Consider the following 16,951-nt stretch of genomic DNA (forward strand, 5'->3'; position numbering starts at 1 on the left):
CTCACCGATGTTCGGACAGATAAGCGAGGTCGGCGAGGATCTCCGACGCCGTCACTGGGTCGAGCTCGGCGAACGTATGGGGCGTGCCCTCGCGGGGGCGGTAGTCGTCGGGCCGATTGCTGATCCAGACGTACTCCAGCTTCTGCTCGGGGAACTCGTCGAGCACGCCGACCGCGAAGCCCGGGTCCAGATCGATCACGACGTGGCGGTCGGCGGAGATCTGGCGCGAGATCCACCGTTCGATGCCCGCGTCCAGCGGCACGCCGCGTTCCCAGCCGCGCTTCACCAGCCCGAGGACCTTGCCGAACGGGACGGTGCGCCCCTCGAAGCGCGTCAGCCGCCCGCTCGCCCGCTCCTCGCCGGTCAGCGCGTGCACGGACCGGCCGAGCTGGAGGAACGGCTGGAGGATCTCGTAGTCGGCGAACGACTCCGACCAGGCGTCCACGTCCTCGCCGAGGTCCAGCGGGTGGGCGATGCCGATCCGTGCCGACTCGGGCAGCGTCAGGACGTCGTCCGCGACGTCGGCGAGCGTGCGGTCCTCAGCGAGCCGGAACGCGGTGTTCTTGCCGCCGTCCTCGTACAGCCAGACCACGCGCCGGGCGATGTGCCAGAGCAGCGGATGGGTCGCGAAGAGGTCGTGGAACTCGGTGGCGGACCAGCGGCGCCGGGTGACCATGGCCGACTCCAGCCGGCTGATCTGGTCGGCCGCGACGGTGCGGACGTCCTTCTTGAGCGCGGAGAACGCCTTGTACGCGGCCGGAGCGAGCTCGGGGTCGTCCTTGGCTCCGGGTTTGGGGAGGGCCTTGCGCGGCTTGCCGTCCTCGTCCGTCACATACGGCTTGAGCTGCTCGTCGAAGCCGACCCGGAAGCTGCGCGGGCCGTAGTCGAGCGTCATGGCGCCGTCGGGGTCCAAGCCGAAGTCGGGGACCAGGCGGTCGGCGAGCTGTTCGGGACTGAGCTCCAGCCCGGCGGCGACCTCCTCGATCTTCTCCTGGGCCTTGGTCTTCAGGCCCTTGAACTTCACCTTCTGGGCGATGCCGTGCAGGTGCATGAGGGCCACGTCGGTGCCGATCTCGGCGAGCGCGTCGAGACCGGTAACGGCTTTCTTGTGGCCGCCCTCCCCAGGCCACGCCCTGATGAGCGGCGTCAGGCGGCGTACGATCTCGTCGTCGCCCAGCCAGCCGAGCTGCGCCAGCGCCCAGCCGTCCGGCGACGGGGCACCCGACGCCTGCCACCGCTGGAAGAGCCCCCAGGAGAACCCAGTCAGCGACTCGGGAGTGCAGGCCTCCTTGACCGCGGCCACGCCCGCGTAGACCTCGTCGGTCTTGGACATCGCCAGCATCGTGACGAAGTGCCTGGTCGCCTCCGGCGGCAGTGCGCCCGCGCCGTTCGTCAGCACGATCTGCGGCAGCAAGACCGGATCGGCCCAGGCGCCGACCGACGGGATCTTCGACGGAAGGAAGTCGAGTGGATCGGTGTCCAGCAACATCTCGATCGCCGCGGCGGCCTGCCCCCCATACTCGCCGGCGGCCTTGACGACCTCCTTCTTGCCGGCCTTGACGGCGATCATCACCAGCGCGCCCTCGGCCGCACGCCGTTCCCTGCCCGCCTTGCCCAGAACCGCCGGGACGAGAAGCCGCGCCGCCGCCGCTCCATGCCGCCCGAACCAGGCCATCGCGATCGGCCGCGCCGACTTGCGCCGGGCCAGCCAGTCCGCCATCAGCCCGGCGGCCCGCACGTCGAGGAACGGGAGCAGCAGCGCACCGTTGCCCGCCGGATTGATCTCGGCCGCCGCCAGGGCATGAGGAAGGGCCGCCACCCCGAACCGGGCCGCCAGCGGCTTCACCCATCGGTCGGCGTGCCAGAGCTGGCGCGTCTGCCATCCGGGAAGGAGCGGGCGGACGAGTTCCTCAGGGCCGTGTACGAAGAGCTGAGGCTCCAGCCACTTCGTCATGTTCCCGTCGCGGAACGTCTGGACGTCGGCCTCCCAGCCCGCACTGCTGGGCAACCCGGAACGCGTCGCCGCGGCCGCGTCCGCCCACTTCTGCCGTTCGCCGTCCGCCCACACCAGAGCCGGTTCCGGAGGGGCGCTGAGGCCGGTCACCACGACGGGCTTCTTCGCCTCGCCCTGCCGCGTCCACGGCGGCTCGACGAGCAGCGGCGGCAGTGCCGCGACGGGCGCCTCCGCCATCCGTTCGGAGTCCTTCATCAGCCGCTCGACAACGGCACGAGCGTCGTCGGAGAGGCTGGGAAAGACACTGCTCAGCTCGGGATGGGCCAGCAGATGCCCGGTCAGCAGTTCACCGATCGCGACCGCCGTCTTGGACGTGCCCGAAGCCTCCGGCGCCAGCAGCCGCAGCGCCCGCACAGGGAAACGCCTCATCGCGTCCAGCAGGACGGGCTGTACGTATCTCCACTCGATGCGGGACACCAGCGCGGTGAACGCCTCGTCCGTCGGCATCGCGGCGAGCACCTCAAAATGGGCCTTGAGATTGTCGGCCCCGCTCGCCCCCTGATCGAGGGCCTCGACGAGCAGCGGCGTGAGCGCCTCGGGCCCGACCCCCTCGGCCAGCGTCGCCAGGACCTCCAACGAACTGTACGATCCCCAGGTCAGCCGCGCCCACGGCCCGAGCAGCGCTATCTGCTCGGGCTTGCCGAGCGCACACCACACCAGCCACCTGAGCCTGCTCTCGTGCACCCCGGCCGGCGGCGCGGCGCAACACTCGTCCACCCAGTCGGCCCTGGTCGGGACCAGATACGAGACGACGATCCGTTGCAGCTCGGTGCGCCGGTGGGCGGCCAGCCGCCGCACCGCGTCGTCGTACTCGCCCTCCTCGGCGGCGGCCAGCAGCGCCCGCATCCGCCGCGCGATCGAGGGCTGGGCCCACCACCGTTGGACGTGCTCACCCGGTTGCCAGTAACGGACCTCCAGGTCAATGACTTCGCCCTGACGATCCCAGCCGTTCCACACCGGGACGATCCTGGACAACTCCGCGAACGCGCACGCCGCGAAGCCCACCCCGTGCTCCACGACCCAGGCGTCGACATGCTGGTTGCAGTCGTCTTCCCTCTGGTTCTGCCGTCCGGGCAGCGCAAGGAGAATCGCCGCCACGGTGGCCGCGCCGGTCGGATCGGCCTCGCCCGCAAGGTGCCCTCGCGCCTTCTGAACGAGCGCGGCCTCGCTGGCCGGATGCGCGAGCACGCTTTCCAGGTGCTCGTCCGCCTGCCGCACGCGCTCCCGGACGCCCTCGGGTGCCCGCCGGTCGGTCTTGATTCTGGTGATCCCGGCGCCGCCGCGCCGCGGATGCAGCCTCTTCAGCCAGGTCTCGGGAAGGACCAGAGCGTTCTCATCAGGAAGCCGGGGATCGTTCACGACGACTCACCGTAGAGGAGTCGTGCGACAATCCGCCCGCGGACGAGCGATCAGGACATCATTCGTGTGCGCGCCCGCCGAAGAAGACCTGGGTCTCCCCCGGGACCACCTGGAGAGGCTCCTGCCACCCAGGCGGTCCGTGGTGGGGAAACGTCCTGCTAGACGCTCTTTTGGTACGAGCGGAACGTGGCGACCGAGACGGCCACACAGAACACCGCCAGCGCCAGCAGGCTCCCCAGGCGGATGGTCACCTCGCCCCAGTCGGGGTTGGTGCTGAGCGCTGAACGGCCGGCGCGGACCGCCCAGTCGAGGGGGTTCCAGGCGGCGACGTGCCGGAGCCAGCCGGGCATGAGCCGGGTCGGCATGAACGCCGACGACAGGAACGTCAGCGGCAGCATGAAGACGATGTAGATCCCGATGATGGCTTCACGCTGCCGCAGCACCATGCCCGCCGCGTTCGACAACGAGCCGAACACGATGCCGATCACGACCGCGGCCGCCACCACGGTGGCGGAGCCCGCCTGGCCGCCTGGAAGGTCGGCCCCGGCCAGGCGGCCGAGGAGCAGGATGATGATCGACTGGAGCGCGGTGGTGACGGCCTGCTCGACCACGTTCGCGTTCATGAGGGCGACGCGGCTCGCCGGGGAGACCAGGAAACGGTTGAGCGTGCCCCGGTCGATCTCCTCCAGCGTGCCCATGCCCGCGAACATGTTGGCGTTCATCGCGTTCATGACGACCACGCCGGGGATCAGATAGTCCAGGTACGAGCCGCCGCCGAAGCCCGGGATCTCAACGACCCGCTTGAACAGCTCCCCGAACAGGAACAGCCAGATCGCCGGCTGGAAGATGTTGCCGACGATGAAGAACGGTTGCCGGGCGACGGCGTGCAGCCTGCGCCCGCTCAGGTACCAGGTGTGCGTGAGTGCGGTGCTCATCGACGAGGCCATCAGCGGTCCGCCCCCTCGGTGACGAGCTCTTCGGTCTCGCTGTAGCGGCGGCCGGTGAGGCGCAGGTAGACGTCGTCGAGAGACGGGCGGGCGACGGTCACCGACGCGGCGGGCGCGCCGGAGGTCTGGAGCGCGGCCAGGATGCCGGGAACGGCCGAGGCGCCGTCGTCGCTCCGGGCGCTGATCGCGCCCCCGGCGACCAGGACGTCTCTCAGGCCCGGCAGATCCTGCAGGGTGGAGCGGGCGACCGCCGGGTCCGTCTCCGACGCCAGTTCCAGGTGGACGACGTCGCCGCGCAACGCGCCCTTGAGCTCGTCCGGGGACCCCTCGGCGACGACGCGGCCGTGGTCCACGATGGCGATGCGGCCCGCGAGCCGGTCGGCCTCCTCCAGGTAGTGGGTGGTCAGGAGGACGGTCACGCCGTCCTCGGCGGCGAGACGGGCGATCTCTTCCCACATCGCGGCGCGCGACTCGGGATCGAGTCCGGTGGTCGGCTCGTCGAGGAAGAGCACACCGGGCCGGTGCACCAGGCCGAGTGCCACGTCCAGGCGGCGCTGCATGCCGCCGGAGACGGTCTTCACCAGCCGCCCGGCCACGTCGGTGAGGCCGAAGCGGGCCAGCAGTTCGCTGGCACGTGACGGCGCGTCCGCGCCGAGCCCGTAGAGGCGGGCCTGGAGGATGAGGTTCTCGCCGCCGGTGGCGCCGGGGTCGGCCCCGGAACGCTGCGCGACGACGCCGATCGTGCGCCGGACCCGGTCGGGACGGCGGAGCACGTCGATGCCGTCGACGATGGCGGTGCCCTCGTCGGGACGGGCGAGCGTCGTGAGGATCTTGATCGTGGTGGACTTGCCTGCGCCGTTCGGGCCGAGGAGCCCGAAGACGGCGCCGCGCGGGACGGTGATGTCGAGGCCGTCGAGGGCCCGGACGCCGTCCTTCTGGCCGCGTACGGCATAGGTCTTGACGAGGCCCCGGGCCTCGATGGCCGCTGAAGATGGCATGGTGGCGCCACTCCTCCGTTCGATGGGTGTCTGCGGACCGATCGACGGAGGTCGCCCCAGGTAGGCTGGGGACGTCGCACCTCGGCCTTCGGCCCGATGGTGTCGCGACCCCGGCGCGGTGCTCGGATCTTTGGCGGAGAAGGGCGCCGTGCCGGGGATTCCTGGTCTGTGTCCTCGCGTTAGGCGGAGTCCTCGCTTTCCTCGTTGTGCAGTGCCTGGTCAGCCTTGAACCACTCGGCCTCCCGCATCTCGGCGGGGACCTCGTTGGTCTCGTGGAAGGTGCGCCAGTCGGCGAGACCTTCGAACGAGCCGTCGGACAGCTCGGTGACCATGGAGCGCACCCAGTCGGCCTCGGCCTGTTTGAGTGCCAGGGCGTACTCGGCCTCCAGCAGGAAGAGCCGCGGCATGCCCTGCCCGACCATCAGGTCGGCCAGCGTGGCCCGGGCCGCGGTCATCTCCTTCTCCAGGGTGCGCAGCCGTTCGGCGAGCAGGCCGGCGACCTCGTCCGGGGTCAGCGCGACCACCAGGGAGAGCGCCGCCTCGAACAGCGGGTACTCCTTGACGGGCGTGCGGACCAGCTCCCGCAGGCGTTCGACCATCTCGGTCCGCCCGTCCGCGGTGATGCGGTAGACGGTGCGCTCCGGGCGCCGCCCGGCCCGCGCCGTCCCCTCGGCCTCGACGAGCCCGCGGTCGGCCAGGTTCTGGACGACGGTGTAGAGCGATCCGTAGCGGATCTTGATGCTCTGGTCCTTGCCCCGGTGCTTGAGCCGTTGCGCGATCTCGTACGGATGCATCGGCCGTTCGATCAGCGTGGACAGCACGGCCAGCGCCAGCGGGCTCGTGCTCGTACGTCGTCCCGGCATCGGTTCATCCATCCGCACTCGTATATTCGTTAACGAATATACGATGGGACGGCGAGGCTCGGCAAGCCCTTTCCGGGGTTCCTGTCAGCCCGGGGTTCCTGTCAGCGGTGCCCTTCGACCTTGTCGGCGGCCTTGCGGGCGGCGATCAGCACGGGATCCCAGACGGGCGAGAAAGGCGGCGCGTATCCCAGGTCGAGACCGGTCATCTCCTCGACCGTCATCTGGTTCCAGAGCGCGATGGCCAGGCCGTCGATGCGCTTGGCGGCGTTCTCCTCACCCACGATCTGGGCGCCCAGCAGGCGGCCGGACCGTCTCTCGGCGATGAGCTTGGTCTTCATCGGCGTGGTGCCCGGGTAGTAGCCGGCCCGCGTCGTCGACTCCACCACGACGCTCAGCGACTCGAAACCCGCCGCCGCGGCCTCCGCCTCGTTCAGCCCGGTCCGGGCGACCTCGACATGGCAGATCTTCGACACGGCCGTGCCGACCACTCCGGGGAACGTCGCGTAGCCGCCGCCGAGGTTGAGCCCCGCCACGCGGCCCTGCTTGTTGGCGTGTGTGCCGAGCGCGATCGCCACCGGCTCCCCCGACACCAGATGGCGGGTCTCCACGCAGTCACCGGCAGCCCACACGCCCTCGGTTCGGGTCCTCATCCGGCGGTCGGTGATGATCCCGCCGGTCGGGCCGATCGCGATGCCCGCAGCCTCGGCCAGGTCGGAGCTGGGCCGGACGCCCATGCCGAGGACCACGATATCGGCGTCGAGCGTGCGCTCCTGGGTGACGACCGCCCGGATGCGGTCGCCGGAGGTCTCGAACGTCTCGACGCGTTCCCCCAGGTAGAGGCTGACACCGACGCTGCGGAGGGCGTCCGCGACAAGCTCGCCCATGTCGGGGTCCAGGGTGCGCATCGGCTGCGGCGCGCTGTCGACGAGGCTGACCTCCAGCCCGGCCTGCACGAGCGCCTCGGCCATCTCCAGCCCGATGTATCCGCCGCCCACAACGACCGCGTGCCGCGGCCGGTCCTCGTCCAGGGCGCGGCGGATCGCGATCCCGTCGTCCAGGACCTGGACGCCATAGACGCCCTCGGCATCCGCCCCAGGCAGCCGGGGACGCCGCGGGACCGCGCCGGTGGCGATCATCAGCTGGTCGAAGCCCTCGTGGCGCTCGGCGCCGCTGCCGAGATCGCGGACCCGCACGGCCCGCCGGTCGAGGTCGATCTCGGTGACCTCATGCCGGGTGCGGACGTCGATGTCCTGCTTGGAACGGAACTCCGCGGGGGTCCGCACGATCAGGTCGTCCACGGCGCCGACGTGGCCGCCGATGAAGTAGGGGATGCCGCACGCGGAGTACGAGGTGTGGCAGCCGCGCTCGAAGACCATGATCTCCAGCTCGTCCGGGCCGCGGCCGCGCCGGGCCGCGGAGGCCGCGCTCATTCCTGCCGCGTCGCCGCCGATGACGACGAGCCGCTCGCGCCCGCGCGGCGCCCCGCGCTCAGCGGACACGGCCGCGCGGCTTCAGCCGGGTGGACGGGAGGGCGGGCGCGGGCAGCCGGTCGCCGGCGTAACCGTGCACGGTGCCGAAACGTGAGCCGGCGGCCGACGGGGTGATCTCCACCGAGCCCGCGTTCATCCAGTCCGTGCGGGCGGCACCGATCTCCTCGCCGGTACGGGCGACGAAGTTCCACCACATGACGATCTCCTCCTCGAACGGCTCGCCGCCGAGGAGGAGCATGTGGCTCGCCGACGCCGCGCTCACCTGGAGGTCCGACCGCCCGCAGCCGAGGTAGAGCAGGGAGCCTGGCGCCAGGTCCACGCCGTCCACGTTCGCCACGCCCAAGGTCGTGAGAACCGCGTACTCGAAGTCGGGCTCCAGCGGCAACCGCGCGTCCCCGCCCGCCGCCAGCGTGAGATCGACGCCGACGAGCGGTGAGAAGGCCGTCCCGGCCGATCGGGCGCCCGCCATCTCGCCCATGAAGACGGTGGCGCGCAGGCCACCGTCTTCCAGCACCGGAAGATCGGCGTGGAACTCCCAGCGTGGCTCGGCGGCCCGGGCGCCGTCCGGGAGCGCGACCCACAGCTGCGCGCCGTGCAGGGTCGCCGAGTGCGCCGCCGGTGATTCCTCAGAGTGCGCGATGCCGTGGCCGGCGGTCATCACGCCGAGCGTCCCTGGCCGGAGCGTCTGGAGGCTGCCGAGGCTGTCGCGGTGCAGCACCTCGCCGTCCAGCAGCCAGCTCACCGTCTGGAGCCCGATGTGCGGATGCGGCGGAACCTGCATGCCGGGCTGGTCGACGATGTCGTCGGGCCCGTAATGATCGACGAAGCACCAGGCGCCGACCATGCGGCGGCCCAGCGTCGGCAGCAGCCTGCGGACCTCGCTGCTCTCGCCGAGCTGAACGGAGCGGCCCTGCAGCAGCTCGCGTACCGGCTCGGCGGCCACGTCCGCACGGCCGCCGCACTCGGTCAGCGGGGGCCGGACGTCAAGATTGCTCATTCGGCCGTCTCCATCATCGAATCCTCAAACGATCTTGTCCTGTGCACCGGGGAGGCGGTACGCGCGGCGGGCGTTGCCGGACGCCACGAGCTCCCCCACCCTTACTGCATCCTCCTCTGTCCACGCGCCGTCCTCGACACCGGAGTCCAGGTACGCGGCGAGCCCGCGCCGGAACAGCAGCGCGCCCAGGTGGTAGAGCTCGGCCAGGCCGAACGCGTCGGAGGAGTAGAGCACCTTGCCGAACGGCGCCAGCTCCAGCAGCTCGGCGATCAGCGCGGGTGCCCGGTGACCGAGGTTGTGGGTGGCGAGCCCGGCGTCCACGAAGACGTTCGGGAAGACCTGCGCGAGGTATCCCGCATGCCGGTGGAACGGGTAGTTGTGCAGCAACATCACCGGGACGCCGGTCGGCGCCACCGCCTGCAGCAGGCGTGTGAGCAGCAGCGGGTCCCCGCGCCGGAGATCGGCGTCGGCGTCCCCATACCCGACGTGGAACTGCACCGGCAGCCCCGCGTCGACCGAGCACCACACCAGGAAACGATGCAGGACCTCGTCCGACACGCGCGGCGGTGCGCTGCGTCCCGCCATGGCCCGATCGGCCTCGCGCAGCAGCCGCCCGGCCGCCGAGGTGACTTCGGCCGCCGTCGGCCGCTCCCCCGCCAGTTCCAGGCCCGCCCGGTAGGCCGCGATGGACTTGCAGCCGACGACGTGTTCCGACTGCGCTTTCGCGTTCAGCCGCGAGCGCACCTCCCCGGCGAAGGCCGCCGCGCTGACTTCGTCCGCGACCGCGTCCTCAGCGAGCCGTTCCAGCCGGACGATCTCGTAGGCGCGGGCGCCGGCCAGCTTGCCCAGAGCCGGGGGATCCAGGATGGCCTGTGGTGTGAAGCCGGTGTCCACGCAAAGGACGTCGAGCGCAGCCGCCGCAAGGAAGCGCCGGTTGACCTCGTCCGCACCCAGCTCCGTACGGCGGGCCAGGTAATCATCGGGTGTGGCGTGTGCGGGCAGCCCGAGCACGGGCGCGCACCAGCGGCGCAGGGCAAAGCCGACCTGCGTGTCCCACAGGCTCCCGCTCAGCTCGGTTCCGGCCTTGTCCGACTCGGTGAGCAAGGCCTCGAACTCCTCGGGTTCGAGGTCGCGGTCGAGCACCCCGTGGCAGTGGTGGTCGACCAGCCGCAGTGCCTCCAGCCGTTCCTGCACCACGCCTCCTTCCTCCGTGAACCGGGACAGTCGCTCGGTGAACCGGCACAGTCGCTCCGTGAACCGGCACAGTCGCTCCGTGAAACGGAGCGGTCGTCTCCGTACGATGCCCGTACCGAAGGATTCCAACGCGTCATGATTCCAACGCCACCGGCAGCGGGGAGCGCACATGGAGACGAGCCCGGACGCCCAGCCTGTCCTGGACGCGGGTGAGCGCGCCAGGCGAGGCGCGCGGGCCGCGGAGCTGGCGGCGGACCTGGAGCGCAGCGACGTCATCGCGGTGGCGCTGACCTGGGTCGATGTCAGCGGCATCACCCGTACCAAGACGGTGCCGGTGACGCGCCTAGGGCATGCGGCCTCGTGGGGCGTCGGCATGTCGCCGGTGTTCGACGTCTTCCTGCTGGACGATTCGATCGTCTCGGGCCGGTACGTGGGCGGGCCCACGGGCGACCTGCGCCTCCATCCCGATCTTGATCGCCTCGTCCCGCTGGCCGCGTTGCCGGGATGGGCGTGGGCCCCGGCCGACCGGTTCACCCAGGAGGGCACCGAGCATCGTGTGGACGCGCGGGCGGCGCTGCGGCGCGAGGTCGCCCGGCTGGCTGATCAGGGATGCTCGGTGCGCGCCGCGTTCGAGATCGAATGGGCGGTGTCCGACGGCGACGACGGGGAGGGGGACGGCGGGGGAAAGGACGGCTCGGACTGGGAGGACTTCACCCCGGCGTGCAACGGTCCCGCGTACGGGATGACGCGCATCTCCGAGCTGTCGGGCTACCTGCGGGACCTGCTCAAGGCGCTCGCCGCGACGGGCGTCTCCGTCGAGCAGCTCCATCCGGAGTACGCCGAGGGGCAGCTGGAGCTCTCGGTGGCGGCGGAGGATCCGATCGGCGCGGCCGACACCGCCGTGCTGGTACGGGAGACGATCCGCGCGGTGTCGTTCGAGCACGGGTTGGCCGCCTCGTTCTCCCCCAAGGTGCTCGCCGGGTCGGTCGGCAACGGCTGCCACGTTCATCTGAGCCTGTGGCGAGAGGACGAAGCGGAGGGTCCGGTCAACATGATGTCGGGTGGCGAGGGCCCGTACGGCATGAGCGCGGCGGGCGAGGCGTTCACGGCGGGCATCCTGGACCACCTGCCCGCCCTGCTCGCCGTAGGTGCGCCGTCAGTCGCGAGCTATCTGAGGCTCATACCGTCCCATTGGGCCGGTGCCTTCGCGTGCTGGGGCCTGGAAAACCGGGAGGCTGCGCTGCGTTTCGTCACCGGGGCACTGGGGGAACGGGCGGCGGCGGCCAATCTGGAGGTCAAGTGTTTCGACGCCTCCGCCAACCCGTACCTGGCCTTGGCCGGACTGCTCGCCGCAGGGCGCGCGGGCATCGCCGGTGAGGCGACCCTGCCCGCACCGGTCGACGTGGACCCGGCCATGCTGGACGCCAAGGAACGCGCGGACCTGGGCATCAGCGAGCTGCCCTCCTCGCTGGCCGAGTCGGTGGCGGCGTTCGAGGACGACACCGTGCTCCCAGCGGCCTTCGGCGAGGCGCTCAGCGACACGATCGCCACCGTGCGGCGCGGCGAGATCGCCCTGTTCGAGGACGCGTCGCCGGAGGAGATCGCCGCGACCACACGCTGGCGGCACTGACGCCGGACGTCAGAACGTGATCAAGGGATCGCCCACGAAGTCGGCGACGAAGTTCACGAAGAAGAACCCGAAGAAGAGGAAGTTGAGCACCAGGACCACGTGGTGCCACAACCTCGGCCGGGCGGCGCGCGGCAGCTTGGTGTTGAGGTAAATGAGCATGAAGGGGTAGATCAGGGCACCCAGGTTGACCATGTTCGCCGACCACTGCACCAGGCTCACCGGCAGCGCGAAATGCAGGATGATCGAGATGATCACCAGCAGGACCAGCATGAACGGGTAGTAGAAACGGCGCGGGTCGCCCTCCAGGAGCGCCCGCAACCGGGGACTCGTGGCATGGGCGGCGTCCGTCGTCACCCGGACCATCGCCTCGAAGATGCCCAGCTGGGTGGAGAAGAGGATCAGCACGCCCAGCAGCAGCGCACAGTAGAAGAGCCACCTGCCGTACTCCTCGTCGAGGGCGGCGGCCACGAAGGTCGGCACGTTCGCCTGGGTCGGCTTATTGCCGGACAGCTCGACCGCGCGCGCCATCAAGATCGTGGGCAGCAGCATGCCCAGCATCGCGCCGACGAAGAAGATGCCCCACATGTCTGTGCACAACAGCCGGTACCAGCGCTTCCACAGCGCCGCGTTCTTCTCGTCGTCGGGGAACGTCAGGCCGCTGTCCAGAAGCTTGACCCGCTCGCCGCGGAGCCCGGAGATGAACCCGGTGCGGTGCCCCATCCCGTAGCCCTTGTCGCGGTAGTGGCCCATCACGTACCAGTTGAGCCCGGACGCGAGCGCGGTGAACCCGGCCAGGCCGCCGATCTCGGTCGCCGTGATGCCGTCGGGCGGCGCCGCCGGGGTGAGGAAGCCCTTGATGCCCTCCCACCAGCCGCTGAACGGGACGATGAACAGATCGATGAGCAGCAGGCCGGCGAGGATCGTGCCGACCATCAGCCAGTTGGCCAGCTCCAGCGTGCGCGAGATCCGGCGGGCGGCGGCGGTGATGAGGAACACGAGCACCAGCAGCGCGATCGCCCAGAGCCGCGGCTCCTCGGCCCCCTTGGCGGGGATCTCGCCGTGGACGAGCGCGTACATCCCCTGCCCGGCGGAGGCGGCCCAGCCGCCGGCGATGAACGCGAAGATGACGACGAAGACAGAGATCGGCACCCACAGGAACCAGCCGGGCGGGACGCGCCCCCAGCCGACGACGGGTGCCTCGCCGGTCGCGACCACGTAGCGGGAGCATTCGATGTTGTAGAGCGTCTGGAGCACGGCCGAGACGACGATGACCCAGCCGACGCCCTCGAAGCCGTACTTGCCGACCGCCTGCGGCCCCAGGAGCCACTCGCCGCTGCCGACCGAGATCCCCAGGGCGATCAGGCTCGGGCCGAGCGCGTACCGGAACAGCTCCTTCGGGCCGATCCGGCGTACGCCGAACACCTCCTCGGGCGTGGGCAGGTCCGTGACCACCAGGTCAGGACGGCTGACTCCCAGGGGACGGGTCGCGATGGTCTCCGGGTCATCGGGGATGTGGTCGGCCATGGGTCGCCTCCCAGGCGTACCTGCCCCCGAATCGATCGGTCTACCGGATGATCCGTCAGGGAGACGACCGCGACAAGCCCCCGGCGGTGACGACCTGACCTAGGTCGTAGGGCTGGAATCGCATCTGCACCTCACCACAGACGCAGCGCGTGTAGCTGACGACGCCGTCGGAGGTCAGGTGTCTCGACAGCACTTCGTAGGTCTCGTCCTCGGGCCATCCGCACCGCGGGCAGTCGTCCACTGTGATCCATCACTTCTCCCCGGTCGACCCGCCGGGGTGTAAGGGTTAAACTCGGGTAAGAGGCATACATACATTAACACTTACGATGGCCCACGTGTGCGATAGTCGGGGACGATGGCAACGCAGATCACCGGATACAGGAGCAAGGCCGTGGCCGCGGCGGTCGCCTTGGTGAACGCGGTCACCACGACGGAGGGCGACGACAGCGAGGACGCCCTGCGCGAGATCCTGCGCGTCAACGAGTTCTTCTGGCAGCAGCTGGAGTCCGGCGACGTCGAGGCGTTCCGGGAGTGGGGCCGGACGCTGCGGCCGTTCTTCGAGGCCGAGGAGCTCATGGACGCCGCGGAGCTGCTCAACGATCTGATGTTGCGGATCCCGATGCATCCGCACATCTCCAACCACGAGCCGCACGGTGTGCACATGCACTACGCGCCGCCGTCGTCACGGCTCCCGGACCGTTTCCGCGCGGCCACCCTCATGAAGCTCTCGGAGCTGGTCTGCCAGTACGGGCTCGGCCGTACGGGAGTGTGCGCGGCGGACGGGTGCGACAACGTCTACGCCGACACGTCCAAGGCGGGGCGGCGGCGCTTCTGCTCGGAGGCATGCGCCAACCGCACCAACGTCGCGGCCTTCCGCGCCCGCAAGCGCACCATCGACGACAAGACCGCCTAAGCCGGACAGACCACGAACGACGGCCGGCCGCACTGCTTGCGGACGCGCCAAGCGAAAACGACCCGCCGGGACAAGCAAAGCACGCGCAGGGACAAGCGAAGCGGCCCGCCGGGCAGGGCGGGCCGCCGCGTCTTCTGGGTGGCGGAGTGTGGTCAGGCCTCGTGGTCGTGTTCGGCGTGCGTGCTGTTCGAGCCGGGCAGCGCCGGGCCGCGCGGCGGGATCTTGTCGGCGTCGGCCGGGTCGATGCGGTCCAGTTGCCGGTACGCGGCGGCCTTGGCGAGATCGACCATCGAGACGTACGCGGTGTGGACCTGGAAACGCTCGCGCTCGGGCGGCAGGTTGCTCAGCTCGACGAGGAGCGAGGCGCCGCCGAGGATGCCGTAGGCGTTGCGGGCGATGCCCTCGTAGTCGCCGCCCGGGTACTGGGAGACGACGGCACCCGCGCGGGAGAACGCGTTGTAGACGCGGACGCCGACCTGCTTGGACCGCTTGAGCGCGTCCGCCGGGACGGTGGTGTTGGTCGGCCACAGGATCGACGTGGTGATCTCCCTGCCGTCCGGCGGCGGGAAGGCGTACCGGCCCTGCATGTGGTAGTCGACCATGATCGACGGGCGGAACCGGTCGAAGGTGCGGCGGATGGCGGCCGCCTCGGGCACCGGGTTGTCGGCGGGCCGCATCGACGGGTTGTGATAGCGGTTGATGTCGTAGCCCTTGCCGGGCTCGCCGTACTCCGGCTTGGCGTCCGGGTCGTAGTTGTAGCGCCACTGCCGCTCGTGCCCGTCGGGGTTGGCGCGCACCATGACGCCGAGGGTGATCTTCGAACGCAGCCGGCGGGCGTCCCGGTCGTTGCGGACGCCAAGGGTGTCGAGGGCCTTAAGGGCGGACTCGGTGCCGAGAGGCTCGTCGCCGTGCTGCTGCGTCACGAACATCAGCCGTTTGGGCCCGTTGCCGAGCGTGGCGAACCACAGAGGCCGCCCTTCGTTGCTCTTGCCGACGCTGCGGACGCGGACTCGGCCGTGGCTCGCGCGTTCGATCCGCTTTAGGGCCTTGGCCAGCTCGGCATTGGTGTGAAGCCGTACACCGCCGTTCTGCTCCACCGCCCGCTGGGGCGCAGCGGGAGCGGCGGCCTGGGCCGGGGCGGCGTTGGCCGGGGCGGTGAAGACTCCGGCGGTGAGCGCGAACACGGCAAGGCTGGCGAGGGGACGGGCTGTACGGCCCGGGAGCGAGGTCACGAACTGCCTCCATTGGCATCGGTGACTGGCATCGGTGACGGACGAGGCGAGGCCTCTCCTGCCGGCCGATGATCATCTCGACCGGATGCTGTCGGATCGGGTCGTCGTTGCGAAGGGCCGCCCCAGACGATCGGGACGGCCCTTCCGGTCGTTCAGGCTCTGATCGTGGCGGAACGGTCAGAAATTGGCCTTCAGGACGTCGATGCCGCGGGCGTGGTCGACCACGTAGATGTAGTCACCGTGGTAGTACGCCGCCCAGGTGCGGGCGTCGTCCGGCCGGTAGTAGGCGATCTGCTTGATGTTGGTGGGGTCGCGCACGTCGAGGAAGCGCGTGCCCTGGGTGTAGAACGCCTGGGCGAGGATGCCGTTCTTGACGTCGAAGTAGTGCGCCGAGCAGTCGTCGGTGTCGGGACGGCTGCCCTCCTTGCCCGCGACGCCCCACGTGCCGAGGGTCTTCAGGCGGAACTTGTTCTCCGGCGTCGAACGCCAGCCCTGCCCGCCGTACGAGCCCTTGAGGGAGGCGATGACCAGGAGGCCGTCGGCGGCGCAACCTTCGTTGAAGGTCTCCTCGGTGATGACGATCGTCTGGCCGCGGCCCCACTTGCGCGGGTCGGGGCCCTGGTCGGCGGTGCGGCCGACCGGCCGGAAGCTGTTGTGCATGAACGACGAGTTGACCGTCGCCTCGTCGAGCCCGCCGCCCGCGTACGGCACCGGGTTCCACGGCACGGCCTTGCGGATCTTCTTCAGCACCGGGTCGTACCGCCACCCGGAGGTGTGGTAGCCGCGGACGCCGCCGCGGCCGGACGCCCACGCGATGCCCGTCGAGTCGACCTGGATGTCGTGCGTGTAGTCGGTCTTGCCGTCGTTGCGGCCGGTGTCGATCGGGTCCTTGAAGACCTTCGGCTTGCGCGGGTCGCGCACGTCGGTCACCCAGACGGGGCGGCCGCCCCAGTCCGCCGGCTGCGAGTCGGCCTTGGCCGGCCCGCCGGTCCAGAGGTACTGGCAGTCGTTGACGCAGGAGGTCGTGTGGCCCGCAGGGAGCACCTGGTAGGCGATCTGCTTCAGGCTCTCCGGCTTGGACACGTCGACGACGTAGACGCCGGACTCGCCGGTGTTGGTCGTGCCGCCGAACGCGCGCGGGTCACGCGAGAGGTAGATGATCTTCCGCTTGTGGTCGGCCTCGGTGTCCTCGCCCTGCCAGAAGCCGGGCAGGTCGAACGAGCCGACGAGCTTCGGGCTGCGCGGGTCGGCGGAGACGTCGTAGGCCTTCAGCCCGAACCGGCCGCTGATGAACATGATCGTGCGCTTGTGCCGGCCCTTGCCGTAGTCCATGAAGACCAGGGAGGTGCCCTCCTTGGCGTCCGGCACGTTGCCCACCCGTTCGACGCCCTTGATGGCGTCAGAGACCTGGGTGGAGGTCTTGCCCACCTCTCCGGGCCCGTGGCCCGCGTGGGAGCCCAGATCGCGCCCCTCCCCGGCCGCCTGCGCCGCGCCGGCCGTCTTGGTCTGCGTGGCTCCGGGGTCGGGCGGGCAGGCCCACGCCGTCCCGGCGGCCAGCAGCACGGCGGCCGCCGCGCCGGCGACGCTGCCGGAGAAGACGCGCCTCGTTCGTGGTCGGGGGAACATTCGTGCCTCCAGGTCGCGCGGAGTTCGCCGAGGCAAGTCTGAAGGTAAGCGCTCTGGTGATCAAGGGGCTAAGTCTCACAAGGAAACGCCTCGTGAATGTGAGCAGATGACGGAGGGCCCGTCCCAGGTGGGACGGGCCCTCGCGCCGGCGCGGTCCGGTATGT

Annotated in this window: 12 protein-coding genes; 2 read left to right on the forward strand and 10 right to left on the reverse strand. The window is 70.4% G+C overall.

What is annotated here, in order from left to right:
• Position 1 precedes the first annotated feature (1 nt).
• The 7 genes from ACH34W_RS09630 to ACH34W_RS09660 all read right to left on the reverse strand — a co-directional run bounded on the left by ACH34W_RS09630 (position 2) and on the right by ACH34W_RS09660 (position 9,862).
• Positions 2-3,373 (reverse strand): DUF4132 domain-containing protein, encoded by a 3,372-nt coding sequence (locus tag ACH34W_RS09630; RefSeq protein ID WP_395960408.1) that lies wholly within the window; start codon positions 3,371-3,373, stop codon positions 2-4.
• 158 nt (positions 3,374-3,531) lie between these two features.
• Positions 3,532-4,308, reverse strand: coding sequence for an ABC transporter permease (locus ACH34W_RS09635; protein WP_395960409.1), 777 nt, complete (start codon positions 4,306-4,308; stop codon positions 3,532-3,534).
• Between the two features lie 11 nt (positions 4,309-4,319).
• Positions 4,320-5,318 carry an ATP-binding cassette domain-containing protein gene (locus ACH34W_RS09640; protein WP_395960410.1) on the reverse strand — a complete coding sequence of 333 codons (999 nt, stop codon included), beginning with the start codon at positions 5,316-5,318 and terminating at the stop codon, positions 4,320-4,322.
• Positions 5,319-5,497: 179 nt separating this feature from the next.
• The gene (locus ACH34W_RS09645; protein WP_395960411.1) at positions 5,498-6,181 is read right to left on the reverse strand and encodes a PadR family transcriptional regulator; all 684 of its coding nucleotides are present in this window, start codon (positions 6,179-6,181) and stop codon (positions 5,498-5,500) included.
• Between the two features lie 101 nt (positions 6,182-6,282).
• Positions 6,283-7,680, reverse strand: a complete 1,398-nt coding sequence (locus tag ACH34W_RS09650) for an FAD-dependent oxidoreductase (RefSeq protein ID WP_395960412.1) — start codon at positions 7,678-7,680, stop codon at positions 6,283-6,285.
• Positions 7,670-8,668: a pirin family protein gene (locus ACH34W_RS09655; protein ID WP_395960413.1), complete on the reverse strand. Its 999-nt coding sequence runs from the start codon at positions 8,666-8,668 to the stop codon at positions 7,670-7,672. The genes ACH34W_RS09650 and ACH34W_RS09655 overlap by 11 nt, the downstream gene beginning before the upstream one ends.
• Positions 8,669-8,692: 24 nt before the next feature.
• Positions 8,693-9,862, reverse strand: coding sequence for an amidohydrolase family protein (locus ACH34W_RS09660; protein WP_395960414.1), 1,170 nt, complete (start codon positions 9,860-9,862; stop codon positions 8,693-8,695).
• Between the two features lie 169 nt (positions 9,863-10,031).
• Here ACH34W_RS09660 and ACH34W_RS09665 point away from each other — a divergent pair, with 169 nt between their 5' ends.
• Positions 10,032-11,492, forward strand: a complete 1,461-nt coding sequence (locus tag ACH34W_RS09665) for a glutamine synthetase (RefSeq protein WP_395960415.1) — start codon at positions 10,032-10,034, stop codon at positions 11,490-11,492.
• Positions 11,493-11,501: 9 nt separating this feature from the next.
• Here the strand turns inward: ACH34W_RS09665 and ACH34W_RS09670 are convergent, their stop codons facing one another.
• On the reverse strand, positions 11,502-13,016 hold the full coding sequence (locus ACH34W_RS09670) for an Nramp family divalent metal transporter (RefSeq protein WP_395960416.1): 1,515 nt from the start codon (positions 13,014-13,016) through the stop codon (positions 11,502-11,504).
• Positions 13,017-13,371: 355 nt separating this feature from the next.
• On the opposite strand from ACH34W_RS09670, the gene ACH34W_RS09675 reads away from it, so the two are divergent.
• Positions 13,372-13,929 (forward strand): CGNR zinc finger domain-containing protein, encoded by a 558-nt coding sequence (locus ACH34W_RS09675; RefSeq protein WP_395960417.1) that lies wholly within the window; start codon positions 13,372-13,374, stop codon positions 13,927-13,929.
• A gap of 152 nt (positions 13,930-14,081) precedes the next feature.
• On the opposite strand, the gene ACH34W_RS09680 is transcribed toward ACH34W_RS09675, so the two are convergent.
• Together ACH34W_RS09680 and ACH34W_RS09685 are read right to left on the reverse strand one after the other, a co-directional pair.
• Complete coding sequence (locus ACH34W_RS09680; protein ID WP_395960418.1) at positions 14,082-15,161, reverse strand: M14 family zinc carboxypeptidase; 1,080 nt, start codon at positions 15,159-15,161, stop codon at positions 14,082-14,084.
• Between the two features lie 177 nt (positions 15,162-15,338).
• On the reverse strand, positions 15,339-16,787 hold the full coding sequence (locus ACH34W_RS09685; protein ID WP_395960419.1) for an LVIVD repeat-containing protein: 1,449 nt from the start codon (positions 16,785-16,787) through the stop codon (positions 15,339-15,341).
• Positions 16,788-16,951 lie beyond the last annotated feature (164 nt).

The sequence above is a fragment of the Actinomadura sp. 6N118 genome, from assembly GCF_044326415.1.
GTDB lineage: Bacteria > Actinomycetota > Actinomycetes > Streptosporangiales > Streptosporangiaceae > Spirillospora.

Coding starts and splice junctions, on each gene's coding strand:
- ACH34W_RS09635 (WP_395960409.1), bottom strand. CDS start 4,308: ATGAGCACCGCACTCACGCACACCTGGTACCTGAGCGGGCGCAGGCTG.
- ACH34W_RS09640 (WP_395960410.1), bottom strand. CDS start 5,318: ATGCCATCTTCAGCGGCCATCGAGGCCCGGGGCCTCGTCAAGACCTAT.
- ACH34W_RS09645 (WP_395960411.1), bottom strand. CDS start 6,181: ATGCCGGGACGACGTACGAGCACGAGCCCGCTGGCGCTGGCCGTGCTG.
- ACH34W_RS09655 (WP_395960413.1), bottom strand. CDS start 8,668: ATGAGCAATCTTGACGTCCGGCCCCCGCTGACCGAGTGCGGCGGCCGT.
- ACH34W_RS09665 (WP_395960415.1), top strand. CDS start 10,032: ATGGAGACGAGCCCGGACGCCCAGCCTGTCCTGGACGCGGGTGAGCGC.
- ACH34W_RS09670 (WP_395960416.1), bottom strand. CDS start 13,016: ATGGCCGACCACATCCCCGATGACCCGGAGACCATCGCGACCCGTCCC.
- ACH34W_RS09675 (WP_395960417.1), top strand. CDS start 13,372: ATGGCAACGCAGATCACCGGATACAGGAGCAAGGCCGTGGCCGCGGCG.
- ACH34W_RS09685 (WP_395960419.1), bottom strand. CDS start 16,787: ATGTTCCCCCGACCACGAACGAGGCGCGTCTTCTCCGGCAGCGTCGCC.